Source organism: Nocardia farcinica (assembly GCF_001182745.1).
Classification (GTDB): domain Bacteria; phylum Actinomycetota; class Actinomycetes; order Mycobacteriales; family Mycobacteriaceae; genus Nocardia; species Nocardia farcinica.
Genome location: NZ_LN868939.1, coordinates 337,901 through 363,575, shown reverse-complemented (window position 1 = coordinate 363,575; position 25,675 = coordinate 337,901). Strand labels below are relative to the sequence as shown.

At 72.1% G+C, this 25,675-nt stretch carries 20 protein-coding genes and 1 riboswitch; of the genes, 10 read left to right on the top strand and 10 right to left on the bottom strand.

What is annotated here, in order from left to right; genetic code table 11:
• Window positions 1-3: 3 nt before the first annotated feature.
• Window positions 4-564, top strand: coding sequence for a DUF2752 domain-containing protein (locus AMO33_RS18815; protein WP_060593755.1), 561 nt, complete (start codon window positions 4-6; stop codon window positions 562-564).
• Window positions 565-611: 47 nt separating this feature from the next.
• Complete coding sequence (locus AMO33_RS18810) at window positions 612-800, top strand: hypothetical protein (protein ID WP_011206906.1); 189 nt, start codon at window positions 612-614, stop codon at window positions 798-800.
• Between the two features lie 61 nt (window positions 801-861).
• On the opposite strand, the gene AMO33_RS18805 is transcribed toward AMO33_RS18810, so the two are convergent.
• The 3 genes from AMO33_RS18805 to AMO33_RS18795 all read right to left on the bottom strand — a co-directional run bounded on the left by AMO33_RS18805 (window position 862) and on the right by AMO33_RS18795 (window position 7,009).
• Window positions 862-2,217 carry a M1 family metallopeptidase gene (locus tag AMO33_RS18805; protein WP_060593754.1) on the bottom strand — a complete coding sequence of 452 codons (1,356 nt, stop codon included), beginning with the start codon at window positions 2,215-2,217 and terminating at the stop codon, window positions 862-864.
• Between the two features lie 49 nt (window positions 2,218-2,266).
• Window positions 2,267-6,139 (bottom strand): Pls/PosA family non-ribosomal peptide synthetase, encoded by a 3,873-nt coding sequence (locus AMO33_RS18800; RefSeq protein ID WP_107103146.1) that lies wholly within the window; start codon window positions 6,137-6,139, stop codon window positions 2,267-2,269.
• Between the two features lie 243 nt (window positions 6,140-6,382).
• Window positions 6,383-7,009 (bottom strand): LysE family translocator, encoded by a 627-nt coding sequence (locus tag AMO33_RS18795; RefSeq protein WP_060593752.1) that lies wholly within the window; start codon window positions 7,007-7,009, stop codon window positions 6,383-6,385.
• Window positions 7,010-7,109: 100 nt separating this feature from the next.
• A riboswitch (SAM riboswitch) is annotated at window positions 7,110-7,223 on the top strand.
• Between the two features lie 47 nt (window positions 7,224-7,270).
• Between AMO33_RS18795 and AMO33_RS18790 the strand changes: the two genes are divergently transcribed.
• Window positions 7,271-8,587: an aminotransferase class V-fold PLP-dependent enzyme gene (locus AMO33_RS18790; RefSeq protein WP_060593751.1), complete on the top strand. Its 1,317-nt coding sequence runs from the start codon at window positions 7,271-7,273 to the stop codon at window positions 8,585-8,587.
• A gap of 61 nt (window positions 8,588-8,648) precedes the next feature.
• Here the strand turns inward: AMO33_RS18790 and AMO33_RS18785 are convergent, their stop codons facing one another.
• Window positions 8,649-9,116, bottom strand: a complete 468-nt coding sequence (locus AMO33_RS18785; RefSeq protein WP_081433270.1) for a flavin reductase family protein — start codon at window positions 9,114-9,116, stop codon at window positions 8,649-8,651.
• A gap of 303 nt (window positions 9,117-9,419) precedes the next feature.
• On the opposite strand from AMO33_RS18785, the gene AMO33_RS18780 reads away from it, so the two are divergent.
• Window positions 9,420-10,241, top strand: coding sequence for a crotonase/enoyl-CoA hydratase family protein (locus tag AMO33_RS18780; protein ID WP_011206912.1), 822 nt, complete (start codon window positions 9,420-9,422; stop codon window positions 10,239-10,241).
• Between the two features lie 225 nt (window positions 10,242-10,466).
• Complete coding sequence (locus AMO33_RS18775; RefSeq protein WP_011206913.1) at window positions 10,467-10,721, top strand: hypothetical protein; 255 nt, start codon at window positions 10,467-10,469, stop codon at window positions 10,719-10,721.
• A 79-nt stretch (window positions 10,722-10,800) separates the two neighbouring features.
• On the opposite strand, the gene AMO33_RS18770 is transcribed toward AMO33_RS18775, so the two are convergent.
• Window positions 10,801-11,292 (bottom strand): inorganic diphosphatase, encoded by a 492-nt coding sequence (locus AMO33_RS18770; protein WP_011206914.1) that lies wholly within the window; start codon window positions 11,290-11,292, stop codon window positions 10,801-10,803.
• A gap of 183 nt (window positions 11,293-11,475) precedes the next feature.
• On the opposite strand from AMO33_RS18770, the gene AMO33_RS18765 reads away from it, so the two are divergent.
• From AMO33_RS18765 to hpt, 4 genes are read left to right on the top strand one after another with little or no spacing between them, the layout of a single operon-like run.
• The gene (locus tag AMO33_RS18765) at window positions 11,476-12,912 is read left to right on the top strand and encodes a D-alanyl-D-alanine carboxypeptidase/D-alanyl-D-alanine-endopeptidase (protein ID WP_060595041.1); all 1,437 of its coding nucleotides are present in this window, start codon (window positions 11,476-11,478) and stop codon (window positions 12,910-12,912) included.
• Window positions 12,913-12,925: 13 nt separating this feature from the next.
• A complete protein-coding gene (locus AMO33_RS18760) occupies window positions 12,926-14,032 on the top strand; it encodes a zinc-dependent metalloprotease (protein WP_011206916.1) in 1,107 nt (368 codons plus the stop codon).
• Window positions 14,008-15,030: a tRNA lysidine(34) synthetase TilS gene (tilS, locus tag AMO33_RS18755; RefSeq protein ID WP_060593749.1), complete on the top strand. Its 1,023-nt coding sequence runs from the start codon at window positions 14,008-14,010 to the stop codon at window positions 15,028-15,030. Before AMO33_RS18760 ends, tilS begins: the two co-directional genes overlap by 25 nt.
• Window positions 15,031-15,066: 36 nt before the next feature.
• A complete protein-coding gene (gene hpt, locus AMO33_RS18750) occupies window positions 15,067-15,624 on the top strand; it encodes a hypoxanthine phosphoribosyltransferase (RefSeq protein WP_011206918.1) in 558 nt (185 codons plus the stop codon).
• A gap of 78 nt (window positions 15,625-15,702) precedes the next feature.
• On the opposite strand, the gene AMO33_RS18745 is transcribed toward hpt, so the two are convergent.
• The 4 genes from AMO33_RS18745 to AMO33_RS18730 all read right to left on the bottom strand — a co-directional run bounded on the left by AMO33_RS18745 (window position 15,703) and on the right by AMO33_RS18730 (window position 23,948).
• A complete protein-coding gene (locus AMO33_RS18745) occupies window positions 15,703-17,952 on the bottom strand; it encodes a protein kinase domain-containing protein (protein WP_060593748.1) in 2,250 nt (749 codons plus the stop codon).
• A complete protein-coding gene (locus tag AMO33_RS18740; protein ID WP_373862100.1) occupies window positions 17,949-19,997 on the bottom strand; it encodes a serine/threonine-protein kinase in 2,049 nt (682 codons plus the stop codon). Before AMO33_RS18740 ends, AMO33_RS18745 begins: the two co-directional genes overlap by 4 nt.
• 993 nt (window positions 19,998-20,990) lie before the next feature.
• Window positions 20,991-21,887: a LysR family transcriptional regulator gene (locus tag AMO33_RS18735; RefSeq protein ID WP_011206921.1), complete on the bottom strand. Its 897-nt coding sequence runs from the start codon at window positions 21,885-21,887 to the stop codon at window positions 20,991-20,993.
• Window positions 21,888-22,331: 444 nt separating this feature from the next.
• Window positions 22,332-23,948 (bottom strand): aldehyde dehydrogenase family protein, encoded by a 1,617-nt coding sequence (locus AMO33_RS18730; RefSeq protein ID WP_082668759.1) that lies wholly within the window; start codon window positions 23,946-23,948, stop codon window positions 22,332-22,334.
• A gap of 140 nt (window positions 23,949-24,088) precedes the next feature.
• On the opposite strand from AMO33_RS18730, the gene AMO33_RS18725 reads away from it, so the two are divergent.
• Window positions 24,089-25,384: a PucR family transcriptional regulator gene (locus AMO33_RS18725; protein WP_060593746.1), complete on the top strand. Its 1,296-nt coding sequence runs from the start codon at window positions 24,089-24,091 to the stop codon at window positions 25,382-25,384.
• Here AMO33_RS18725 and AMO33_RS18720 read toward each other — a convergent pair.
• Window positions 25,374-25,637, bottom strand: a complete 264-nt coding sequence (locus tag AMO33_RS18720) for a DUF2277 domain-containing protein (protein WP_011206924.1) — start codon at window positions 25,635-25,637, stop codon at window positions 25,374-25,376. The two genes, AMO33_RS18725 and AMO33_RS18720, sit on opposite strands and share 11 nt — an antisense overlap.
• Window positions 25,638-25,675: the final 38 nt, after the last annotated feature.

The following is a 25,675-nucleotide window of genomic DNA, read 5'->3' as shown; positions in this document are numbered from 1 at the left end:
TCGATGGGGTACCCAGCGGCGATACCGAGTGCCGCCGACCGTTATCGAGTCGAGAGCAGCGCCGCCGCGTCGGGTGCGCTGGCGCCGGTCGGCGCGGCCCGGCTACCGTGGGTTCTCGTGGACACGCCCGTCGATCACCAGGCACCCAGGCCCGTACAGCGCGGTGGTCTGCGAGCGCTCGGCCTGCCGATGCTGACGGCCGCGGCGGGCGCCGGCGTGCTGGTGCTGTTGCACGTGCGGGATCCGCACGTCGAGGGGTCCTACGGCGAATGCCCGGTGTATGCGCTGTTCGGGGTGTACTGCCCGGGCTGTGGCGGCATGCGCGCGGTGCACAACCTCACCGACGGCCGCGTCCTCGACTCCCTGCACAGCAACCTGCTCGCGCTGCCACTGATCGTGGCGTTCTTCTGGTTCGTCGCCGACTGGTCGGTGCGGGCGTGGCGGGGACAGAAGCCGCGGGTGCCCGCCATCGACAGATCGGTCATGTGGGCGTTGTTCGCGCTCTTCGCGGTATACGCGGTGCTGCGCAACACCCCGTGGGGCACCTGGTTGACGCCGGTCTGATCACGGCGCGGGCGGTTTCCCCGGCGCGGACCGGGCACTCTGTCGATATGACGGATTCACTGAAGAAACGGGTGCGGGAGAAGTTGCTGCGCCAGCTCGGCGAGGACGGCCCGCCCGACGCCGAGCACGACGACCCCCGCCAGATCTCGGTCGAGACCGACCTGGACGCCCTCGACAGCGTGACCGAGGACGACCCCCTGGTGGAGGAACTGGCCGAACGCTATCTGGTGTTCTGAGCGCATGTTCTCGACGCGCATGTTCTCGACGCGCATGTCCTCGACGCGGCGCCCGACATCCTCAGCGCGGCACGGTCACGGCCTGTCCGCCGTGCGGCGGCAGCGGCGGCAGCGCCGTCTCGCGTAACCAGCTGTCCCACAGCGGGCGCAGCGGCACCTGGCTGTAATGGCCTGCCAGATCGGTGAATTCCTCGGTGTCCACGCAGGCGTGCCGGTAGCGACCGGTCCACTCCCGCAGCAGATCGAAGAACGCGCGGTCGCCGAGTTCGATGCGCAACGCGTGCAGGGTGAGCGCGCCGCGCTTGTAGACCCGGTCGTCGAACATCAATGCGGGGCCGGGATCTGCCAGCACCAGATCCTGAGGCTCACGGGAGAGGTTGTGCCGGGCGGCGCGGGCCAGCTGGTCGGCGCTCGGGCCGCCGGCGGCCTCCGACCAGATCCACTCCGCGTAGCAGGCGAAACCCTCGTGCAACCAGATGTCGCGCCACCGGCGCAGGGTGAGGCTGTTGCCGAACCACTGGTGGGCGAGTTCGTGCGCGACCAGGCGTTCGGAGCCGCGGCGGCCGTCGCAGTGGTTGGCGCCGAAGATCGAGATGCCCTGTGCTTCGATCGGAATCTCCAGGTCGTCGTCGGTGACGACCACGGTGTACCCGGCGAACGGGTAGGGCCCGAACAGGTCGGTGAAGACCTCCATCATCCGCTGCTGGCGGGCGAAATCGGTGTCGAAGGCGGCGCGCAGCCGGGCGGGCAGCACGGCGTACATCGGCACGGGTGACTGCTCGGACCCGATCCGATGCCAGCGGTAGGGGCCGATCTGGATGGTCGCCAGGTAGCTCGACATCGGCTCGGGTTGTTCGTAGACCCAGGTGGTCTGGCTGGCCTTGGTCTGCTTGCGGACCAAGGTGCCGTTGGCGAGCGCGTGGTACGGGCTGTCGGTGGTGATCGAGATGCGGTAGCTGGCCTTGGAACTGGGGTGATCGTCGCAGGGGAACCAGGAGGCCGCACCGTTGGGCTGGCTGGCGACCAACGCGCCCTCGGTGAGTTCTTCCCAACCCACCTCACCCCACGGCCCGCGCACCGGTTTGGGCGCACCGGCGTACTGGACCACCACCGCGAGCACGCCGCCCGCGGGGATCTTCTGCTGCGGGGTGAGGACGAGCTTGCCGTTGCGGTGGGTGTAGCGGGCGACCTTGGCGCCGTTGACGAACACCTTGGCCACGCTCAGCGACTGCGCCAGGTCGAACGCGAAGCGCGGGCGCACCGCGGTGGTCACCGCCGTGATCTCGGCGCGCCCGCTCAGCCGGTTGCCGGCGACCTTGTAGACCAGGTCCAGTTCGTAGCGGGAGACCCGATAGCCGCGATTGCCGTTCTGCGGCAGGTAGTCGTCGATCGGCTCGTCGTAGAATTTGTCGCCCATCAGCACTTCTCGCCCATCAGCACTTCTCACCCCTCAGCGCTCGCATCCGTCACCCCTCGGCGACGGTCGGCGTGGGATGGGGGCGCGGCCACGGCGCGATCGGGTTGCCCCACCAGCTCGTCGAGGCGGGCACCGCGTCACCGCGCATGACCAGCGAGGCCGGGCCCACCGTGGCACCCGCGCCGATGCGGGCCGCGGGCAGGGCCACGCAGTGCGGACCGAGGGTCGCGCCGGGTTCGAGGACGACGGTGTCCATGGCCATGATGCGGTCGTGGAACAGGTGGGTCTGCACCACGCAGCCTCGTTCCACGGTCGCGCCGTCACCGAGTGTCACCAGGTCCGCCTCCGGAAGCCAATAGGACTCGCACCATACCCCGCGGCCGATGCGCGCGCCGAGCGCCCGCAGCCACAGATTCAGCACCGGGGTGCCGGTGGCGGCGCGCGCGAACCAGGGCGCGGCGACGGTTTCGACGAAGGTGTCCGACACCTCGTTGCGCCAGACGAACGAACTCCACAGCGGATGCTCCTCGGCCCGGATCCGCCCGACCAGCAACCATTTCGCCGCCACCGCACTGCCGCAGGCGACCGCGCCCGCCACCAGCAGCACCACCCCGCTCAGCAGCGCGGCCACCGGATGGCCGACGGTCTGCGCCAGCCATGCCATCGCGAACAGCACACCGAGTCCGATGCCGAACGTCACCAGCACCGGGAGCAATCGGCAGGTCTCCACGGCCGCGCGGGCGAGCTTCAGGCTCGGCGGCGGATCGAAGGTGCGCCGGGTGTCGCCGGATTCGGCGGCGCGGCGCAACCGCACGGGCGGGCTGCCCACCCACGACGAGCCCGCCTTGGCCTTGGACGGCGCGGCGGACAGCACCGCGACCAGGCCGTTCTTGGGCACCCGCCGTCCGGGCGCGGTCATGCCGGAGTTGCCGAGGAAGGCGCGCTTGCCGACCTTGGCCTCGCCGATGCGTAGCCAGCCGCCGCCGAGTTCGTATCCGGCGATCATGGTGTCGTCGGCCAGGAACGCGCCGTCGGCGACGGTGGTGAACTTCGGCAGCAGCAGCACCGTGGAGGCCTCCACGTGCTTGCCGACCTTCGCGCCGAGCAGCCGCAGCCACAGTGGCGTGAGCAGGCTGGCGTAGAGCGGGAACAGGAAGGTGCGGGCGCCGTCGAGCAGGCGTTCGGTGGCCCAGGCCTGCCAGCCGACGCGGCTGCGCACCGGGTGATAGCCCTCGGTCAGGCCGAGCGAGAACAGCCGCACCAGCACGATGGTCGCCGCGGCGTACACCCCGAGGGCGATCAGCACGGCGGGCGGCAGTGCCGCGAACGCGCCGGTCAGGCCCGCGCCGAGCGTCGTCGTGTCACGGACGCACCAGGCCAGCCAGGCCGCGCCCGCGGCGAGCCCGACGATCGGCAGCGCCGCCAGCGCGACCGAGGTGATCGCGAAGACCGCCACCCAGTGCCGGGCCCGGGCGGGGGTGTGATCGGGCCAGCGGTGGCGCGCCTTGCCCACCTTCACCGCGGGGGAGCCCGCCCACTCCTGGTCGGCCTTGACGCGCCCGGACACCGCCGAGCCCGGTGCGATCACCGCGTTCTTGCCGATCCGGCTGCCGGGCAACAGGATCGACCTGGATCCGACGACCGCGCCCGCGCCGACCTCGATCGGGCCGATGTGCACGAGATCGCCGTCGATCCAATAGCCGGACAGGTCCACCTCGGGTTCGACGCTGCATCCGGCACCGAGCTCGAGCATGCCGGTGACCGGCGGCAGGGTGTGCAGGTCGACGCCCTTGCCGATGCGGGCGCCCAGCGCGCGCGCGAACGGCACCATCCACGGTGCGCCGGAGAGGTTCTCCGCGCCGCTGGCCTCCGACAGCCGCACCGCGGCCCACAGCCGCAGGTGCACCGACCCGCCGCGTGGATAGCTGCCGGGCCGCACCCCGCGCAACAGGATGCGCGCACCGGCCACGCACAGCGCCATACGGCCGGGCGGGGTGATGAACAGGACGAAGGCGGGCAGCGCCCACCACCAGGACAGCCGCGGCAGCCAGGGCAGCGAGCCGGACCAGGCGGCGATGTTGCCGACGATCGCCAGCCAGGTGAACCACTGCAGGCCGGTGAGGGTGGTCAGCGGCACGGTGGCCAGTACCTGGGTCAGCTGGGCGCGCCGCGGGGTCGGCACGACCGTGCGCGGTTCGACGCGGGCCGCGGGCGCGGACTGTTCCAGGAAGTCGACCAGCGCACCCAGGCGCGGATGGTCGTAGAGGTCGGCGACGGCGATGCCGGGGTGGCGTTCGCGCAGCGCGGTGACGAGCTGGGCCGCGGCCAGCGACCCGCCGCCCAGGTCGAAGAAGTCGGCATCGGGGCCGGTGACCTCGGCGCCGAGGATCGCGTCCCACAGACCCGCCACCCAGCGCCCGGTCTCGGACAGGCCGTCCTCGGCGTCGGCGCGCCCGGTCTCGGGCAGCGGCCAGGGCAGTGCGTCGCGGTCGACCTTGCCCGAGGTGCGGGTGGGCAGCTCGTCGACCAGCGCCAGGCGCGGCACCAGCGGGGCGGGCAGGTGCTCGGCGAGGGATTCGCGCGCGGCCCGCAGGTCGTAGTCGGCACCCGGGCCGGTGAGGTAGCCGACGAGGATCTTGTTGCCCGCCTTGGTGGTCCGGATGGCCGCCGCGGCGGCGGTGACGCCGGGCAGGTGCTGGAGCGCGTTGTCGATCTCGCCGAGTTCGATGCGGCGGCCGCCGAGCTTGATCTGGTCGTCGGCGCGGCCGAGGAAGATCAGGCCCGCGCGCTCCTTGCGCACCAGGTCACCGCTGCGGTATGCGCGCTCCCAGCCCAATGCCGGTGCGGGAGCGTATTTCTCGGCGTCCTTGGCCGGGTCGAGGTAGCGGGCCAGGCCGACGCCGCCGATCACCAGCTCGCCGGACTCGCCTTCGCCGACCGGATTGCCCTGCGCGTCGACGACGGCGAGATCCCAGCCGTCCAGCGGCAGCCCGATCCGGATCGGGCCCTCGCCGGTCAGTGGCGCCGCGCACGCCACCACCGTCGCCTCGGTGGGACCGTAGGTGTTCCACACCTCCCGGCCCGCGTCGTCGCCGCCGGCGACCCGTTCGGCCAGTTCCGGTGGCACGGCCTCACCGCCGAAGATGAGCAGCCGCACCGCCTCCAGAGCCTCCGGCGGCCAGGTAGCGGCCAGCGTCGGGACGGTCGAGACCACGGTGATCTCCCGGCGCACCAACCAGGGGCCGAGATCGGCGCCGGTGCGGACCAGGGCCCGGGGCGCGGGCACGAGGCAGGCGCCGTGCCGCCACGCCAGCCACATCTCCTCGCAGGAGGCGTCGAAGGCCACCGAGAGACCCGCCAGCACCCGGTCGCCCGGGCCGATCGGGTTGTCCCGCAGGAACATCCGGGCCTCGGCGTCGACGAACGCGGCGGCGCTGCGGTGGGTGACGGCCACGCCCTTGGGGGTGCCGGTGGAGCCGGAGGTGAAGATGATCCAGGCGTCGTCGGCGGGGGAGGGGCCGGCTGCCGGGGGGCGGCCGTCCGTCCCGGCCTGCTCGGCTGCCTCGATCCCCGCACCGGTCGCGACGACCCGCACCCGCGCCTCGCCGAAGACGAGGGCCGCCCGTTCGTCGGGATCGTCGGCGTCGACCGGGACGTAGGCGGCTCCGGCGTAGAGGACGGCGAGGATGGTCACGTAGAGGCGGTGATCCCCGGAGGGCATCCGGACACCGACCCGGTCGCCGGGGCGCACGCCCGCGGCCACCAGCTCGGCCACGCGCTCGGCGATCTCGGCGCGCAGTTCGGCGTAGCTGAGCACGACCTCGCCGTCGTCGAGGGCGGGGGCGTCGGGGTGGGCGGCGACGGTGGCGTCGAGGATGTCGACCAGGGTGCGCGGCTCGGGTGCGGCGACCGACCGGTACAGCGGGTCGGGCGATGCGCCCGGTGCCCGGTTGCCGTCCGCCGCGGCGTCGACCTGCGGCTGCAGCGTCACGTCCTGTCCACCTCTCCGAGAACCTGCCCAGTGTCGGGATGTTTGTTTCACAGCAGGGTTACCAGAGGGCAAACACCCCGGTGACCAGCTGTCCACGGTACCCGGACGGGTCGTGCGCGGCGGGTGCGCGGAGCCGGGACGTGGCCGGTCGGCAGGCCCGGTCCGCAGGCCCGGTCAGGAGGCCGAGGCGACCGTGCCGACGCCGAGCGCGGTGAGGATCGCCGCACTGGCCTGTTCGAGCCGGTCCCGCACCCGCGGGGTGCGCAGCAGGGCGACGGCACGGGCGGCCAGCAGGGCGAGCAGGACCATCTCCACCGCGGCCACCAGGCATTCGATCGCACCGAGGGCGAGCGTGTTGGCGAAGGTGACCTCGGTGAGGAACTGGGGCAGCACCGCCAGGTAGAACAGGCCGACCTTCGGGTTGAACAGACACGAGACCACACCGGCGGTGAACGCCGAGCGAACCGAGGGGGCGTGCCGGTCCGGCGCGGGCGGCTCCGCGGCGGTTCCGCGTTGCTTGCGGTGGTCGAGCAGTGCGCGAATCCCCAAGTACACCAAGTAGATTCCGCCGATCACCTTCAGGGCGCGGTAGGCGGTGGCGGACTGTTCGAGCAGGGTCGCCACCCCGGCGGCCACCACCACCGCCCAGGCGATGCCGCCGAGCGCCGAGCCGATCGCCGCGGCGATGCCGGGTCGGGCGTCCACGATCGAGAACCGCAGCACCAGGAACGAGTCCGGGCCGGGCGTCAGCGACAGCAGCACGCACAGGCCGACGAAGCTGAGCAGCAGCGAGGGGGTCACCTGTCGATGGGATCGCACCCCGCGCGCGCCCGCAACCCGGTTTCGGTGTGCCGGGGATCGTGGTTGACAACGCGGCGCCGGGTCTGCCAATCTCGGTCCAGGTCATGAGTGCCAGCGCAAAGCCCCGGCTCGCTGGTCGGCAACCCTCCTCCGCGGTGGGGTGCTCCGGGTGACGACCTGGCCGCCGTCCGACCGGACGCGGCAAGCGCGGACTCGACGAATCCTCTCGATCTCGGGTCCATGAACCGACGGGATGACGTGATGACTGCTGTTGTGGACCAGACCTGCGCCGCCTTCGCCCGGGTGTCCGGCGACGACCTGCGCGTGCCGCTCGTCCAGGGCGGGACCACCACCTACGCCAACTTCGACCTGGCCGCGAGCGCTCCGGCGCTGGCCACGGTGGCCGACCGGATCCAGCACCTGCTGCCCTACTACGCCAGCGTGCACCGGGGCGCCGGGTATGCCTCGCGCATCTCCACCGAGTGCTACGAGGCCGCGCGCGGCTCGGTCGCCCGGTTCCTCGACGCCGGCGACGACCAGGTGGTGGTGTTCACCCGCAACACCACCGACTCGCTGAACCTGCTGGCCGGCTGCGTGCCGGGCGAGACCGTGGTGCTCGACATCGAGCACCACGCCAACTTCCTGCCCTGGACCAGGCACGGGCGGCGGGTGGTGCGCGCGGCCGACACGATCGAGGAGACACTGCGCAGGCTGGTGGCCGAGCTGTGCGCCCGCCCCGCCGCGCTGCTCGCGGTCACCGGCGCGTCCAACGTGACCGGCGAGGTGCTGCCGCTGCGCAGGCTGGCCGAGATCGCCCACCAGTGCGGTGCGCGGCTGCTGGTCGACGCGGCGCAGCTCGCGCCGCACCGGCGGATCTCCCTGCGCGACACCGGCATCGACTACCTCGCCTGCTCCGGGCACAAGCTGTACGCGCCGTTCGGCGCCGGGGTGCTGGTGGGCAGGCGGGACTGGCTGGACGCGGCCGAGCCGTATCTGGCCGGCGGTGGCGCGGTGCGCGAGGTCGGCGTCTCCGACGTGGCGTGGGCGCCCGCGCCGCAGCGGCACGAGGGCGGATCGCCGAACGTGCTCGGTGCGGCCGCGATCGCCGCGGCCTGCGATGCGCTGGGCGCGGTCGACGCCGAAGCGCTGGTCGCGCACGAGCGGCAGCTCACCGAGCGGCTGCGCGCCGGTCTCGCCGCGGTGCCGGGGTGCCGGGTGCTGCGCGTGTTCGCCGACAGCAGCGACTGCGTCGGAATCGTGGCGTTCACCCTCGACGGGTACGAGCCCGGTCATGTCGCCGCCTACCTGTCCGCCGAGCACGGCATCGGCGTGCGCGACGGGCGGTTCTGCGCGCATCCGCTGCTGGCCCGGCTCGGGGTGGCCGCCGCGCTGCGAGCGAGCGTCGGGGTGTCGACCACCTCGGAGCAGGTCGACCGCCTGGTCGGCGCGGTCGCGCGGCTCGTCGAGCGGGGGACGGCGTGGAACTACGCGTGCACCGGCGGGCTGTGGAGCCCGAGCCCCGAAACCCGGCCGCTCGGCGGTGATTCGGCGGGCGGCGCGGCGCCCTGCCTGCGCTGAGGCCCGCGGTCGGCAGCGGCTGCCGGTGGTGCCATCGTGCGACCGGCCGCCGACCTCGGGATCACCCGTCCAGTGCCGTGGGCCGGTGGTAGCGGCCGTTGTAGTAGAGCAGCGGTGCCGCCGACGGACTCTCGTCGGTGTCGTCGTGGACGCGGGTGACCAGGCCGACGACGAAGGTGTGGTCACCGATCGGGATGAGCTGATGCACCGCGGCGCGCACCCAGATGGGAGTGCCGTGCAGCACCGGCTCCCCGGTCTCCAGCGTGGTCCACAGCGAATGGTCGGCGAAGCGCTCGGCCGCGGTGCGGGAGAAGCGCTGCGCGATGTGGCGCTGGTGTTCGCCGAGAAAGTGGATGACGACCGAGTCGGCGGCCAGCATCGCGGTCAGGCTCGACGAGGTGTGGGCGATGTTGAACGAGACCAGCGGCGGCTCCAGCGACAGCGACGCGAACGACGTCGCGGTGAAGCCGACCGGTCCGGCCGGTGAGTCGAGCGTGACCACGGTGACGCCGGCCGGGTAGTGCCGCATCGACGCTCGGTACTGCTCGGCGGTGATGCCGCTGAGGTCGTCGGGGATCCGGATGCCCGTCTCGGGGCGAGGTACTTCGCTCACACCACCACAAGCTACGCCGCATCGGCACCCGCCGAGCGCGGGCGGCAGCCGTGCTGGGTGGCTCGTCACCTCCCGCCCACCGCGGTGACCTGGAACAACGTGCCGAGCACCGGCGGGGTCGAGGATTCGATCCACGCCGAAGGAAATCCGCACCGGCGGGGTGCGGCGGCGGCCGGGAGGGGCTGGCCGCGGCCTCGGCGCGGCCGATACGGTGGGCGGATGACAGATTGGCAGGCTTTCACGGTCGAGATCAGCGACCATGTCGCCCAGGTGACGTTGACCGGTCCCGGCAAGGGCAACGCGATGGGACCGGATTTCTGGCGGGAGCTCCCGGAGATCTTCGCCGGGCTCGATGCCGACCCGCAGGTGCGCGCGGTCGTGATCACCGGCTCCGGCAAACACTTCTCCTACGGTCTCGACCTGCCTGCCATGTCCGGCACCTTCGGCCCGCTGATGGCCGACCGGGCGCTGGCGGCCCCGCGCACCGACTTCCTCAAGGAGATCCGCAGGCTGCAGGCCTCGATCAACTCCGTCGCCGAGTGCTCCAAGCCGGTGATCGCGGCGGTGTCGGGCTGGTGCATCGGCGGCGGCGTCGACCTCATCGCGGCCGCCGACATCCGGCTCGCCAGCGCCGACGCCCAGTTCAGCGTGCGCGAAGCCAAGGTCGCCATCGTCGCCGACGTGGGCTCGCTGCAGCGCCTGCCCGGCATCATCGGCGAGGGCCACCTGCGCGAGCTGGCCTACACCGGCAAGGACATCGACGCCGCACGCGCGGAGAAGATCGGGCTGGTCAACGACGTGTACCCGGACCAGCAGGCGGTGCTGGCCGCGGCGCACGCGCTGGCCCGCGAGATCGCGGCCAACCCGCCGCTGGTGGTGCAGGGCGTCAAGGACGTGCTCGAGCAGCGGCGGGTCAACGACATCGCCGAGGGCCTGCGCTACGTCTCGGCGTGGAACGCGGCCTTCCTGCCCTCGGAGGACCTGACCGAGGCGATCCAGGCGGTGTTCGAGAAGCGCGCGCCGGAGTTCAAGGGACGCTGAGCCCTGAGCTCCGAGCCCCGAGCCCGAGCCCGCCGGTCCCCACGACCGGCGGGCTTCGTCGTTCACGCCGTCCACCCGAGGGTGGGGCGCGGAGGTCCGAAGGTGGCGGTGGTGAACACCGCCAGGGTGCCCGGTATCGCCACCTAGGGGTGGCTGTGCAGGGCTTTTCCGAACCATACCGTTGTTCCTGTCACACCGACCCGCACCTTCCGACAGGAGCACGACATGCGCATCAAGTCCCTCATCGCCGCCGGCCTGCTGGCCACCGCCGCCGTCGCCGGGGTGTCGACGGCGGCCACGGCCTCCGCCGCCGCGCCGATCGAGACCACCTACCAGGCCGCCTACTACGGCGGCACCTACATCGGCACCTACGCCACCCTGGAGGCCTGCCGCGCCGACGGCATCTCCCCGAGCACCGGCGGCTACTACTGGGAGTGCATCGAGAACTGGGACGGCTGGGACCTCTACATCTACTACTGATCTCCGGTTCCGCACACCGCGACGAGAAAGGGACGCCCGGCATCGGCCGGACGTCCCTTTCGCCGTGTGCGGGGCAGGCTCAGTGGCCGCCCTTGTCCTGCAGTCGCTTGAACGACGCCTCGACCTCGGCCTCGGCCTCGGCGCGGCCGACCCACTCCGAGCCCTTCACGTACTTGCCCGGCTCGAGGTCCTTGTAGCGCTCGAAGAAGTGCTTGATCGCGGCCAGCTCGAACTCCGGCACGTCGGCCAGATCCTGGATGTGGTCCCAGCGCGGGTCGCCGGCGGGCACACACAGCACCTTCGCGTCGCCGCCCGCCTCGTCCTCCATCTTGTACATGGCGACCGGACGGGCCTCCACGATCACGCCGGGGAACACCGAATCGGGCAGCAGCACCAGCGCGTCCAGCGGATCGCCGTCCTCGCCCAGGGTGTTCTCGATGAAGCCGTAGTCGGCCGGGTACACCATCGAGGTGTACAGGAAACGGTCGAGGCGGACCCGCCCGGTCTCGTGATCGACTTCGTACTTGTTCCGGGATCCCTTCGGGATCTCGATGGTGACGTCGAACTCCACGCCATCTCCTTCTGTGGTGCTTCTGTGGGCGCGAGCGGGCACGCGGCCGACTCGCCGACTGTTCGGGGGAACGGTAGCGGAACGAGGATAGTGTGAGCGGTGCGGATACGGGTGCGCCAGGCGGTGCGCGGTGAGCGGAGTCAGGGAGACGACGGGCACGTGGTTGGTGGGAACGACAGGAAGATCGGTGACTTGGCGGCCCGGCGGCGCAGGCGGTTGTGGATCGGGGCCACGGCCGCCGCGACCGCGCTGCTCCTCGCCGTCGCCGCGGTGCTGCTGGTGGTGCGGCCCTGGACCCCGGAATTCCGGCACGGCGGGCTGACCGTCGCGGCCCCGCCCGCGCCGGTCAAGGCGTTCCCCCGGGTGACCCCGGCGACCGAGGCGCCCGCGCCGAGCCCGTCGGGGGTCTCGACGGCGTTGGCCGCGGCCGTCACGAACCCGGATCTGGGCGCGTTCACCGGCATCGTCACCGATGCCGAGAGCGGGGTGACGCTGTGGAGCGCCGACCCGGGCACACCGATGATCCCGTCCTCCACGGCCAAGATCCTCACCGCCGCCGCGGCGCTGCTGGCACTGCCCGCGGACCGGCGGGTGGCCACCGAGGTGGTCGTCGGCTCGGCGGCGGGGGAACTGGTGCTCGTCGGCGGCGGTGACCCGACGCTGACCGCCCAGCCGGACGGCAAGGGGTATTACCCGAACGCGGCGCGGCTGTCGGATCTGGTGGACCAGATCAAGGCCTCCGGACGCGCGGTCGACACCATCGTCGTGGACACCTCGGCCTTCAGCGGACCGACCATGGCGCGGGGCTGGGACCCGATCGACGTGCCGGAGGGGTCCATCGCCCCGATCGAGCCGGTGATGATCGACGGCGGCAGGCTGAGCCCGCTGGTCGAATACTCCCCGCGCACCACCGAACCGGCCCTCGACGCCGGGCGCGCCCTGGCCACCGCGCTCGGGCTCGACCCCGCCCGGGTGCGGGCGGGCACCGCGGCACCCGACGCCGCCGAGGTGGCCGCGGTACATTCGGCGCCGCTGCGCGACCGGCTGCGCGACATGATGGTGCACTCCGACAACGTGCTGGCCGAGACGATCGGCCGCGAGATCGCCCTGGCCACCGGCCACGAACCGTCCTTCACCGGCGCCGTGGCCGCGGTGCGCGCCACGCTGGAGAAGGCGGGCTTCGACGTGAGCGGCATGGACATGCACGACACCAGCGGCTTGTCGGTGGACGACCGGCTGCCCGCCCGGCTGCTCGACAAGGTGATCGCCACCGCCGCCCAGCCCACCGGCACGGCCCTGGCCCGCCCGGCCGGGACCAAGGCCGAGCCGGAGAGCGACCGGCTGGCCGCGACGCTGGCGCCGTTGCTCGACCAGCTGCCGGTGGCCGGGGCGACCGGCTCGCTCGCCGAACGGTATGTCACCCGCAATCGCGAGGGCGCGGGCTGGGTACGGGCCAAAACCGGAACTCTCACGGTTGCCAGCGCGTTGGTCGGGTATGTGCTCGACCGAGACGGGCGGGTGCTGACCTTCGCGTTGATGTCGAACGATCGGCCGCCGGAGGTGAGCAGGCCGGCGTTGGATGCCATCGCGGGCACGCTGCGCAACTGTGGATGCTCGTGACGGGTGGTTGACCATGTTCGAAGGCGCTGACGAGACCGACACCGCGGCCGGGACGACCGAGTCACCGCGCCGTTCCGGGCTGTCCGGCGCCGTCGACTGGCGGCTGGCCGCGCGCACCGGCGCCGCGCTGGTGCCCGCGGGACCGCGCACCTCGCGGTACTCGGCCGAGCAGGTGGTCGCCGAGCTCGCCGCGTCCTCCATCCGAGCCGAAGGACCGGTGCGCGAGGTCAGCGGGCTTCTCGACGACCAGCCGGTACCCGAGGCCAGGATCGTCGACCGGCCCGGCTGGATCAGCGCCGCCGCGGACTCGATGTCCACGCTCACCGGCACCGGCGCGCAGGCCGACACCGGCTTCAAGGGCAGGCTCGCCGGCAAACCCGCCGGGGTGCAGGCCGGCGCGATGCTGGCCTTCCTGTCCACCGCGATCCTCGGCCAGTACGACCCGTTCACCGGGCCGGACGGAACGCTGCTGCTGGTGGCGCCCAACATCATGGCGGTCGAACGCGCGCTCGGCGTCTCGCCGACGGACTTCCGTTTCTGGGTGTGCCTGCACGAGGTGACCCACCGGGTGCAGTTCTCCTCGGCGCCCTGGCTGGCCGACTACATGCGCAGCAATGTCGACGTGCTCGGCGAGGTGGGCGAGGAGCCGCTGGCCGAGATGCTGTCGCGGCTGGTGGCGGAGGTGCGCGAGCGCAGGCGCGGCGGTGTGCCCGACGATCCCGCCAATCGCGGGGTCATCGGCCTGCTGCGCGCCACCCAGGCGCCACCGCAGCGGGAGGCCCTGGACCGGCTGCTCATGCTCGGCACCCTGCTCGAGGGCCACGCCGACCACGTGATGGACGCGGTCGGGCCCGCGGTGATCCCCACCGTCGCGCAGATCCGCGCCGCCTTCGACAAGCGCAGGCAGCGCCCGGCCAACCCGATCCAGCGGATCCTGCGCGCCCTGCTCGGCGTGGACGCGAAGGTCGCCCAGTACGTGCGGGGCAAGGCGTTCGTGGACCACGTGGTGGGCCGGGTGGGGATGGCCTCGTTCAACACGGTGTGGACCGACGCGGAGACGCTGCCGCGCACCGACGAGATCGAGGACCCGGACCGGTGGATCGCCCGCGTCCTGAACTGAGCGCGGACACACGCACCCTGCCCGAGACCCCCGCGGCGCTCGTGCTGCGGCACGCCGTGCGCGGGTGGCTCGCCGAACACCTGCCCGGTGCCGCGCCCGCCGTCGCGGTCGCGTTGTCCGGTGGGGCCGACTCCTTGGCGTTGACCGCGGCGGCCGTGGTGGAAGCCGCGGCGGTGGACGCCCTCGTCGTCGATCACGGCTTGCAGGCGGGGTCGGACGCGGTGGCCGCGGCGGCCGCGGCCCAGGCCCGGACACTGGGCTGCCGTTCGGTGCGGGTGCTGCGCGTGCGCGTCGGCAGCGACGGCGGGCTGGAGGCCGCCGCCCGCGAGGCCCGCTACGCCGCGCTGGGCAGTGCGCGCGCGGGTCTTCCGGTGCTGCTCGGGCACACCCTCGACGACCAGGCCGAAACCGTGCTGCTGGGCCTGGCCCGCGGCTCCGGCGCGCGATCCATCCGCGGCATGGCCGCCTACACCCCGCCGTGGGGCAGGCCGCTGCTCGGGGTGCGCCGGGCCGACACCCGGCGACTGTGCGCCGACCTCGGCCTCACCCCGCACGAGGACCCACACAACCGGTCCGCCGAGTTCACCCGGGTGCGGCTGCGCACCGAGGTGCTGCCGCTGCTCGAGGACGTGCTCGGCGGCGGGGTGGCCGAGGCGCTGGCCCGCACCGGGCAGCAGTTGCGCGAGGACGGCGCGGTGCTCGACGCACTGGCCGCCGACCTCGCGAGCGCGGCCGCCGATGCCGGTGACCTGCGGATCGAGACGCTGGCCACGGCTCCGGCCGCGCTGCGCCGCCGCGCCATCCGCGCCTGGCTGCTCGACGGCGGCGCGAAGGCACTGACCGACAGGCAATTACGCGCGATCGACGCGCTGGTTACCGCCTGGCGAGGCCAGGGCGGGGTGGCCGTCGGCGGCGGAACACCGGGGATGAGGTTGGTTGCCGCGCGCGAACGTGGCAGGCTGACACTGCGCAGGCAAGCACGATCGCCCGCGCGGTGAACGTGCCGCGAACACAGGGAAGGGACACCACGACACGTGTACGGGGACGACATCGCGTCGGTGCTGATCACCGAGGAACAGATCGCCGCCAAGACCAAGGAACTGGCCGAGCTGATCGCCAAGCGCTATCCGGCCGGCGCCCCCGAAGGTGATCTGCTGTTGGTGGGCGTGCTCAAGGGCGCGATCTTCTTCATGACCGACCTGGCCAAGGCGCTGCCGATTCCGACCCAGATGGAATTCATGGCCGTCTCCTCCTACGGGTCGTCCACCTCCTCCTCGGGCGTGGTGCGGATCATGAAGGATTTGGACAAGGACATCGCCGGGCGCAATGTGCTGATCGTCGAGGACATCATCGACTCCGGCCTGACGCTGTCGTGGCTCAAGCGCAACCTGTCCACCCGCAATCCGGCCTCGCTCGAGGTGGTCACCCTGCTGCGCAAGCCCGACGCGCTGCGCACCCAGGTCGAGGTCGCCCACGTCGGCTTCGACATCCCCAACGAGTTCGTCGTCGGCTACGGCCTCGACTACGCCGAGCGCTACCGCGACCTGCCCTACATCGGCACCCTCGACCCCAAGGTCTACGGCGGCGCCTGAGCGGGGCACCCGGAGGCGGTAGCGGAGCGTCACCACGGAGGCGGTAGCGGAGCGTCACCACGGAGGGCGCCGGCTCGTTCACGCCCGGGTGGTGAGGGGCGCGAGTCCGGGCCGCGCCACCCGGGCCAGCGCCGACAGGTCGCGTTCGATCGCCCGGAACAGCAGGTAGCTGGCCACGAACATGACGATGCTGCCCAGGCACAGCACCCGCACCACGACGATGATGCGGGCGACGTCCTCGACCGGTAGCAGCGTCACCCCGGCGACGGCGAGCAGCGGGATGGACGCGGCGATCAGCAGGTAGCCCACGCAGCGGCGTTGCAGCCCACGCAGCAGGGCTCCGTCGTCGGTGCCGACGGCGCTGTGTCCGAGCAGCATCGGGTACAGGCACCGCACCACGTAGAAGTTCACCAGGAAGAACGGATACGCCAGCGCGATCGCCCCGCACACCGCGTGCGAGGCGAGGAAGTGGGCGAACGCGTGCGGTGCGAGCCGGTCACCGGCCGCCGTGACACCGAGCGGGTAGCTGGCCGCGCTGATCATCCAGAAGCCGAAGGCCACCAGCACCGCGCGGTCGCCGAGCAGGATCGCGTCGCGGCGGGCGCGTGCCAGCTCGCCCGGCGGGTAGGTCACCCCGGCGCGCAGTCCGCGCGGCACCGTGATGATCCGGCGGGACCAGTAGGTGAGCAGCGCGGCGGCCATGGCGAAGAACAGCAGGTTGGTGACGACCGTGCTGGTCGCGAACAGCTCCTGGGTGCGCTCGGTGAGCCGTCCGGTGATCAGTTTGCGGCTGTGGTCGATGTTGTAGAGCGAGGCCAGGACGTTCGGGACGGTGATCGCGGCGGCGATCAACGGCACCCGCCACCGCACCAGCCTGCGCCGCGGGCTGCCCGGCGGCGGGTCGACCAGCTCCCTGGCCCGTTCGTCGAGGCACAGGTCGAGCTGCTGGGCGAGCACCGCGCCGTCGGGCCAGCGCCGGGCGGGATCGGGGTCGAGGCAGGTGCGTAGGACGCGGACCAGGGCGGTGGGGCAGCCGGCGGGCAGGGCGGCCGTGGCCGAGTCGGGGAGTCCGCGGCGGCGGTGCGCGAGCATCTGCTCGGGGGGCAGGCCCTCGTCGTCGAACGGGCAGCGGCCGGTCAGCAGCTCCCAGAGCAGCAGTCCGAGGGCGTAGATGTCGGCGCGCGCGCCGACCTCGGGCGCGGCGTGTCCGGGTTCCCCGACCGCGCCTGTGGACGGCTGGGGATCGTTTCGCGGGCCCCGGCCCAGGACGGCGAGTTCTTCCGGGGCGCGGTAGCGCAGGGCCGCGCCGGTATCGATGCCGGTGGGGTCGGCGGCGAAGTCGGCGAGCTTCGGCACGCCCTCGGCGGTGAACACCACGTTGGCCGGCTTGACCGCGCGGTGCAGGGTGCCGTGGCGGGCTGCGTAGTCCAGCGCGGTGGCCAGGCCGCGGCCGATCCAGGCGACCGTCTCCGGCCAGCCGAGTCCGGCCAGCCGCGCGCGGATCGGCGAATCCGACGGCGGAATCTCGCCTTTCGCCTCCATCGCGGTGTCGACCGCCCGTAGCAGCAGCCCGCCGCCGGTCGGTCCGTGGCTGCGGCGGGCGGCCAGCAGGTGTTCGGCCGTTCCACCCGGCAGGTACTGCATGTAGACCAGACCTTCGGCGCCGCCCGGCAGCCGCTGGTCGTAGACGCGCACGATGTGCGGGTGATCCAGCTCGGCCATCGCGTGCGGCAGCTCGGTGCCGCGCGTCAGGCGCAGGGTGACCAGGCGCTGCATGGAGATCTGCCGGGCCAGGAAGACCCGCCCGGACGCTCCTTCGCCCAGTTCGGCGAGCAGGTCGAAGTCGTCGATCCGGTCGCCGGGACGGGCGGTGCCGTCCGTGGCGGACGGTATCGGTGTCCTGCTCGCGGTGTGTGTGCGGCCGGGCCGTGCCGCGCACGCGGTCTCGGTGTCCTCGATGTCGTCGAGGGGGGTGGCCGGCGCCGTGCGGCCGTCGGTCGACGCGGCCGAGGTGTGGTCGGGCCGTGCCGCACCGGTTCTGGTCAGGTCGGCGGCGGACCGCGTGGCCACGGCCAGCAGGTCGATGAGGGCGGAGGTGTCGGACAGTTCCGGGAACTCGGCCCGGTAGTCGTCGATGTCCTTGACCAGGCCGGGGTGTGCGGCACGGGCGCGGATGTCGGCGCGGACCAGTGCCAGCAGCACCGCGCGACGGGCGTGCGCGGCGCGCGGCACGAAATCGGCCGGGCGCGGCGGCTCGGCGCCGGTGCGCAGGGATTCGCGCCACCGCGCGGTGAACCGGGCGACGGCGTCGGCGACCGGCTGGGTCACGAGGGCGGCTCCGGGTCGGGACCGCGCGCCGAATCCGGCGACACCACCCGCTCCAGCGCCTGCAGATCCGCCTCCAACGCCCGGAACAGCAGGTAGGAGGCAACGAATGCGACGATGCCGCCCACGCACAGCACCCGCACCGCCACGATCACCTGCGGGATGTCGCCCGGGGGCAGGAAGGTCACCCCGGCCACCGCCAGCAGCGGCACCGAGGCGGCGATCGCCAGATAGCCGTTGCAGCGGCGGTCCAGGGCGCGCAGCCGCACCGCGTCGTCGGCGCTGATCTCCCCGTGCCGCAGGAAGATCGGGTAGATGCAGCGCACGATGTAGAAGGTCGCCAGGAAGAACGGATACGACGCCGCGATCGCACCGCACACCACCAGCGAGGCCAGGAAGTGGATCACCGCGCTCGCGGTGATCCCGCCGGTGGACAACTGCAGGGCCAGCGGGAAGGTGAGTCCGGCCAGCACCCACAGCGAGAACGGGATCGCCACCGCCCGCTCTCCGAGCAGCAGCGCGTCGCACCGGGCTCTTCGCAGCGTGTCCGGGTCGTACCGGCGCCCGCGGCGCAGCCCTCTCGGCACCGAGAGCACATACCGCGACATGTAGGCGACGACGACGAATCCGAGCGGGAAGAACACGCTGTTCACCACGCCGGTGATGATGAGGAAGGTGCGTTGGGCGTCCTCGGTCATCCGCGCGACGATCAGCGTCTGGTTGTGCTGGATGTTGTAGAGCGAGGCGAGCAGATTCGGCAGCCCGATGGCCACCAGCAGCACCGGCACGATCCACGGTCGCAGCCGCAGCCGCCAGCTGCCCGGCTTCGGGTCGACCAGTTCGCGTGCCCGCTGATCCAGGCACAGGTCCAGTTGCTTGGCCAGCACGTCACCGCCGGCCCAGCGGCGTTCCCGGTCGGGTTCCAGGCAGGTCAGCAGGACGCGGCGCAGGGCGGCGGGGCAGTCCGGCGGCACCCGGTCGAGCGCGGCGGGGTCGACGCCGAGGCTGCGGCGCTCCAGCATCGCCTCCAGCGTGGTGTCGTCACCGCGCCTGCCCGCGCCCGCGGTCGAGTCGTCGAACGGTTTCGCGCCGGTGAGCAACTCCCAGAGCACCACGCCCAGCGAGAAGATGTCGGCGCGGGTGTCCAGATCGGCGGCGGAACGCTCCCAGCCGGGGTGGCAGGCTTCCAGCTGTTCGGGGGACATGTAGGCCAGCGAGCCGCCGAAATAGGCCACCGGACTGGTGCCCTCCACGTTGCGGCTGAAGCTGATGTTGAAATCGGCCAGCTTCGGCACGGCCTCGGCGGTGAGCAGCACATTGGCCGGTTTCACGTCTCGGTGCAGCACGCCGTGCGAGGAGGCGTAGGCCAGTGCCTCGGCGAGCCTGCGGCCCAGCCACGCCACCGTCTCCGGCCAGCTCAGCCCCGCGATCTCGGCGCGGACGCTGGAATCGGTGGGGCGGATCTCGCCCTTCTCCTCCATCGCCGCGTCGACGGCGTCCAGCAGCAGTTTGCCGCTGCGCTCGGCGGGCGGGGTGGCGCGCACCCAGCGCAGCACACCCAGCAGGGTGCCGCCGGGCAGGAACTGCATGTACAGCAGGCGCAGCCGCCGCGCCGATTCCCCGGTACCGCGCTGGGAATCCATCAGCCGCTGATCGAAGACGCGCACGATGTAGTCGTGGTCCAGCTGCGCCAGCGTCTGCGCCTCGGTGCCGTGGTCGGCGGAGATCTTCACCGCGACCAGCCGCTGCATGGACCGCTGCCGGGCCAGGAACACCCGCGCGAACGCACCGCTGCCCAGCCCGGTGAGCAGATCGAAATCGTCCACCCGCTGACCGACGCGGATGCGATCGAGCGGGTCGAGCCGATCGTCTCCGCCGAAGCCGATCGCCGTCGCCGTCCCGGTCGCCTCCGTTCCGGTCGCGTCCGGCGCGGCGCGGGTGGCGGCTGCGGTGGCGTCCATGTCGGAGGTACGAGCCGGGGCGGTGGCGGGGTTCACCGCGTGCTCGGCGGCGGGGGTGTCCGCCGCGCCGCCGGTGTGCGGCAGCAGCGTGATGTCGTCGGTCGGTCCCGGCTGGTCGGCGCCGGACGCGACCCGCGTCGTCGCGGTGCGCGGATCGGGCGCGGCGACCGTGGTGTCGGGCGGCGACTGCGGCGTGCGGCGCGGGTCCGGTCCGGGGCCGCGCCGCGTGGTGTCGTCGACGGGGGGTGTGGCCGGCTGTCCAGGGGCCAGGACGGTGATGTCGTCGTCCCACCCGGAATCCGGTGCCGCAGCGCGGCCGGGTGCGGTATCCGCGGCGGGGGTGGCGGGTGCCGTCGCGGAGAGCGTGGTGTCGGGGGCCGATGCCTCGCCCAGTTCGTCGGGGCGGGCGCGGCGGGTGCTCTGGTCGAGGTCGTCGGCGTTGAGAAGTTCGCGCAGGGCCGGGGCCTGGACCGGGTATTCGCGCAGGCAGTCGCGCGGATCGAGGCGCTCGCCGCTGTGCCTGCGGACGACGAACTCCTCGTAGATCAGCCCGGCGGGCAACTCGTCACGATCGAGTTCGGGGAACTCGGCGCAGTAGTCGTCGAGCCGCTTGCGGCGGTCGGGGAGGGACCCGGCGGGCCGCAGCCAGCGGTGCCGCAGGTCGACCCGGATCAGCTCGACGAGCGCTTCGACGCGCAGGGTGCGCGCATCGGGCAGATAGTCGGCGATGCGCGGCGCCCGCGCGGCCCGGTCCGTGGTGGGGAGATCGTCCAGCGCGGCCCACGCGGCGGTGAAGGCGCGCACCGCGCCGGGCTCGGCCCCGAGCAGGCGGCCACCTGCCCGGCGGTCGGGGATTCGACCCGGCGGAAGACTTCTCTCGGACTCGGCACTCATTCTCGGACCTGGTGGCTGAGCGGATGATCGCGGTCATCCGCACTGGTCGGCAGTAGCGTGCCGGATTGGGTTCCGCCACACCCGACGTCATCGTCCCCGCGCGGTACCGGGAATGATACTTGCCACCCTCGCCGCCGATCATGCGATTTCGGCAACCGGGCACGGGCCGCGACCGTGCCCGGCGGCTCAGCTCGCGACCGGCTGGTGCTGCTGTTGCAGCGTGGCGAAGCCGCCTTCCATCGCCCGGCCCGCGAATTCCAGGATCGTCGGCCGGGTGTCGTCGGCTCGCCAGGCGACCGCCAGTTCGCAGGGCGCGAGCCCGCCCACCGGCCGGGCGGTGAGCCCGGGCCACCGGTACATCGGCACGTTGTTCTCCGCGAGCAGGCAGACCCCGAGACCGAGGCTGACGGCCTCGAGCTTGTCCTCCGGGGTGGCCGCCTCGGCGCCGATCTTGGGGGCGCGTCCGCCGCGGCCGTCGTTGCCGAGCCAGAAATCGCGCATGGCGCCCGCCTCGGCGGGCAGCGCGATGAACGGCTCGTCCATCAGGTCGGCGAAGTCGATCACGTCCTGGCCGGCCAGCGGGTGGTTCTCCGGTAGCAGCACCCAGCGCGGCTCGGTGCGCAGCACCTGCCAGCGGTAGCGGTTGGAGTCGGGGAGCGGCAACCACACCAGCGCGAGATCGGCCTGGCGGCCGGCGAGCCCGCTGGAGGGGTCGTTCCAGGACGCGGCGTGCAGCGCCAGCCGGTAGCCGCTGGCGCTCTCCAGGTCGTTGAGCAACCCGCGGCCGAGCGCGGACTGGATGCCGACGCGCAGCACTTCGCCCGCCTCCTGCAGCGAGACGTTGGTGACCTCCCAGAGCTCCAGGATCTTGCGGGCGCCCTCGAGCAGTTCCTTGCCCGCGACGGTCAGCGCGACGCTGCGCTGGTTGCGGTCGAACAACACGACGTCGAGCTGGCGCTCCAGCTGACGGATCTGACGCGACAGGGTGGGTTGAGCGATGTGCAGCCGCTGAGCGGCGTTGGTGAAATGCAATTCCTCAGCGACGGCCACGAAATACCGCAGGTCGCGCAAGTGCGGGTCCATAGCCCTTTGCTATCAGAATCGGTCTTGAATTTCCAGCCTTATCAGGCCCCGAAGTTCGGATAGCGCGCCGGAAACAGTCGGCAGGTTTGTTACTCGACAGCATAGAGGGTCGTGTGGTGATGCGCATCATCCGTACGGGCGAATTGTGAGCAGCCGTATCCGCCGCTGTCGATGCTGCCGCATTCGGACGTTTGACCAGTAGTAATGGGTGTCGTGAGGAGAAGTCGTCGCGGCGATCGATGGTGTTACGGCGGGTCCGGGTAATCGCGCAGAGAATGACACCGAACGGAAATGTCCGCCGCGTGGCGCATATCGGTGATCTTCATCACATTACAACCGGCAGGTTTCCCGCGGCCGTGTCCGAACACAACGAAAGGCGCTGTGGTTCACGACATGTCATGAACCACAGCGCCCCGGATGCCGCCGGTCCGTCCGGCGTGTCCGCTACTCGCTGTTGCGCTTCAGGCTCAGCAGCGCGGGGATGTTGATCCGGCGCAGGCCGCGCGCACCGGCCAGCCGCATGGTGCCCACCGCGGCCAGCAGGTTGGGCAGCTTGTACGGGTACCAGAACAGCTCGCGCTCCTGGGTCGGCAGGATCGGCTTGGTGATCGCCTTCTGGCGGCAGTACTTGCGCACGCCCGCCGCGCCGCCCCAGCGCGCCCCCACTCCCGACAGGCCCCAGCCGCCCATCGGCAGCGCGAAGCTGAACAGGTTGGCGAACACGTCGTTGATGTTGACCGCGCCCGCGTCGAGCTGACGGGCGATGCGTTCGCCCCGCTCCTTGTCGCCGGTCCACACCGAGGCCGACAGTCCGTAGATCGAGTCGTTGGCGAACCGGATCGCCTCGTCCTCGTCGGCGACCTTCACCACGGGCAGGGTCGGGCCGAAGGTCTCCTCGGTGATGCACGACATGCTCTGGTCCACGTCCACCAGCACCGTCGGCTCGAAGAACGTGCCCTGACCGGTCCGCTTGCCGCCGGTGAGCACCTTCGCCCCGGCCGCGACGGCCTCCTCGACATGGCGCTGCACGATGCGCACCTGGTTCTCGTTCGCGAGCGCGCCCAGGTCGTGCTTGATCGAGCGGTCGTCGAGGCCCTGGCGCAGGGCGCGGACCTTCTCGGTGAGCTTGGCGACGAACTCGTCGTAGACCGGAGCCTCCACGTAGACCCGCTCCACCGAGATGCAGACCTGCCCGGCGTTGAACATGCCGCCGAAGGCGATGCCGTTGGCGGCGCGCTCGAGATCCGCGTCGGCCAGCACGATCGCGGGATCCTTGCCGCCGAGTTCCAGGCTGTAGGGAATCATCCGCTCCACACAGGCCGCGGCGATCTTGCGGCCGGTGGCGGTGGACCCGGTGAACTGCACGTAGTCGACGTTGTCGATCACCGCGGCGCCCGTCGCGCCCGCGCCGGTGACCACCGCGAACACCGGCGGCGCGCCGATCTCGGCCCAGCCCCTGGCCAGCTCCAGCGCCGAGAGCGGGGTCACCTCCGAGGGCTTGAGCACCACCGACGCGCCCGCGGCCAGCGCCGGGAAGACGTCCATGATCGGCATCGCCAGCGGGAAGTTCCACGGCGTGATCACGCCGACCACCGGATAGGGGCGGTAGGCCACGGTCAGCTTCTTCACCCGGGCCAGCGGGCTGTGCGGGGAGGGATGCTCGTCGGCCAGGAACTTGGCCGCGCGCCGGGCGTAATAGCCGATCAGGTCGGCGCCGAAGGCCGGGTCGATCAGCGCGTCGCCGCGCGCCTTGGCGGTCTCCGACTGCAACACATCGGCCAGCTGCTCGGTGTTGTCGATGATCCAGTCCTGCATCTTCAACAGCCATTCCTTGCGGCCGTCGGGGCCGAGGGCCTCCCAGGCCGCCTGGTGCTCGCGCAACTTCCGCACGGTCGTGGCGACCTCGTCGGCGCCCTGCGCGGGCACCGTGCCGACGAGTTCGCCGGTACCGGGGTTGCGCACCTCGATGACGTCCGGACCGGGCGCGCTCGGTGCGGGCTCGACCGGCGTCGCTGCCTGTGCCTTCCTCGCCTGCTTCGGCGCGGACTCGGTGTTGGTCACTGCTGTTCTCCCACTGACGTCGTGCTGTGGACCGCCGTGCGCCGACCGCTGTGAGTCAGCTCACTGAACTATGATCGTGACACAATGACGGGGGAGTTTCTTGGCCCATTCGGTCAACGAGGACGGGTCGGTTTGTATCGGTGACACAAGCAGGGGAGTCCGGGGCGGTTGAGCCCAACAGCGTGGTCGTGCGCGACTGGCTGGCCGACTACGTCTCGGAGACGATGCGCGCCGAGACGCTCGAGCAGGTCGTGCGCCGGCTCGACACCGCCATCGTCGCGCGCGTGCCGGAACTGTCCGACCGCGACATGAGCCGCGACCTCGCCGCCAGCACCCGCGCCCACGCCAGGACCGTGCTCGCCGGGCTCACCAGCGACACCTTCGAGTTCACCCTGCCCGCCGAGGCGCACGCCTTCGCCCGCACGATCGCCCGCCGCGGCTTCGACCTGCGGGTGCTGCTACGCACCTACCACGCCGGGATGGAGGCGGTGCTGGACTACATGAACGACGCGGTGGGCCAGCGCGAGGTGCCCGCGGAGATCGAACGCGCCGTCATGCTGCGGATGTTCGACCGCACCACGAAGTGGATCAGCCTGTCGGTGGAACTGCTCACCGACACCTATATGGAGGAGCGCGAGCGGGTGCTGCGCGCCGCGCTGAACCGGCGCATCGAGACCGTGCACGCGCTGCTGGCCGGCGAGGAACTCGACGCCGACCAGGCCTCGGTGCGGCTCGGCTACCGGCTCGGCCTGCACCACCTGGCCTTCGTGCTGTGGACCGACCGGATCGAACCCGGCGGCGACGCGGAGGTCACCGGACTGCTCGACCGGGTGGCGGCGCGGGTCGCCGCGGAACTCGGCACCAACCGCCTGCTCACCGTCGCCTCCGGCGCCAGCGGCATGTGGGCGTGGGCCGGTCTCGACGATGCAGCGCACGCCGCCGACCTCGCCGCGCCCGGACGCATCGAACAGGTGCTGGACGGGCAGATCGAGGCGCCGGTCCGGATCGCCTTCGGGGTGCCCGGCGCCCGGGTGGCCGGATTCCGGGACGGACACCGCGAGGCGATGGCGGCCCGGCAGGTGGCCGAACGCGGCGGCGGCAGGCGGGTGGTCGCCTACCGCGACGTGGAGATCGCCTACCTCGCCGGGGTCGATCAGCACGCGATGTGGGGATTGATCCGGCGCGAGCTGGGCGCGCTCGCCGGGACCGATCCCGCGACCGTCCGGCTGCGCGACACCCTGCACGTCTACCTGTCCCGGCAGCGCAGCCCCGAGGCCACCGCCAAGGCGCTCGGCGTCCACAAGAACACCGTGCGCTACCGCCTGCAGCGCATCGAGGAGTTGCTCGGGCATCCCGTCGAACACCGGGCGCTGGCCCTGGAGACGGCCCTGACCTGCCTGGCCGCCTACGGTTCCGGGCAGGCCGTCAGTCCGTGACGACCTCCCTGACGCGGTTGCGCCGCAAGGGCGGTTCCACGCCGTCGGCGGCCGGGTGGTCGGGCAGCTCCGCGAGCAGGGTCGTGGTCGCGGCCGCGATGGTCGCCACGGCCTTGTCCACCGCTGCCTTGGTGGTGGTGGACAGGCCGGACACACCACCGACCTTGCGCACGTACTGCAGTGCGGCAGCATAGATTTCCTGCTCGGTAGCGGCAGGCTCCAGGCCGCGCAGGCGGGTGATGTCACTACACATGCGTGCACATTAGCTCTCCGAAACCGGATGCGGCACCG

Bases quoted from the DNA above. Each gene is read 5' to 3' on its own strand.
- AMO33_RS18790 (WP_060593751.1), top strand. From the start codon at position 7,271: ATGACTGCTGTTGTGGACCAGACCTGCGCCGCCTTCGCCCGGGTGTCC.
- AMO33_RS18760 (WP_011206916.1), top strand. From the start codon at position 12,926: ATGTTCGAAGGCGCTGACGAGACCGACACCGCGGCCGGGACGACCGAG.
- AMO33_RS18775 (WP_011206913.1), top strand. From the start codon at position 10,467: ATGCGCATCAAGTCCCTCATCGCCGCCGGCCTGCTGGCCACCGCCGCC.
- AMO33_RS18780 (WP_011206912.1), top strand. From the start codon at position 9,420: ATGACAGATTGGCAGGCTTTCACGGTCGAGATCAGCGACCATGTCGCC.
- AMO33_RS18785 (WP_081433270.1), bottom strand. From the start codon at position 9,116: ATGCGGCACTACCCGGCCGGCGTCACCGTGGTCACGCTCGACTCACCG.
- AMO33_RS18735 (WP_011206921.1), bottom strand. From the start codon at position 21,887: ATGGACCCGCACTTGCGCGACCTGCGGTATTTCGTGGCCGTCGCTGAG.
- AMO33_RS18720 (WP_011206924.1), bottom strand. From the start codon at position 25,637: ATGTGTAGTGACATCACCCGCCTGCGCGGCCTGGAGCCTGCCGCTACC.
- AMO33_RS18805 (WP_060593754.1), bottom strand. From the start codon at position 2,217: ATGGGCGACAAATTCTACGACGAGCCGATCGACGACTACCTGCCGCAG.
- AMO33_RS18815 (WP_060593755.1), top strand. From the start codon at position 4: ATGGGGTACCCAGCGGCGATACCGAGTGCCGCCGACCGTTATCGAGTC.
- AMO33_RS18810 (WP_011206906.1), top strand. From the start codon at position 612: ATGACGGATTCACTGAAGAAACGGGTGCGGGAGAAGTTGCTGCGCCAG.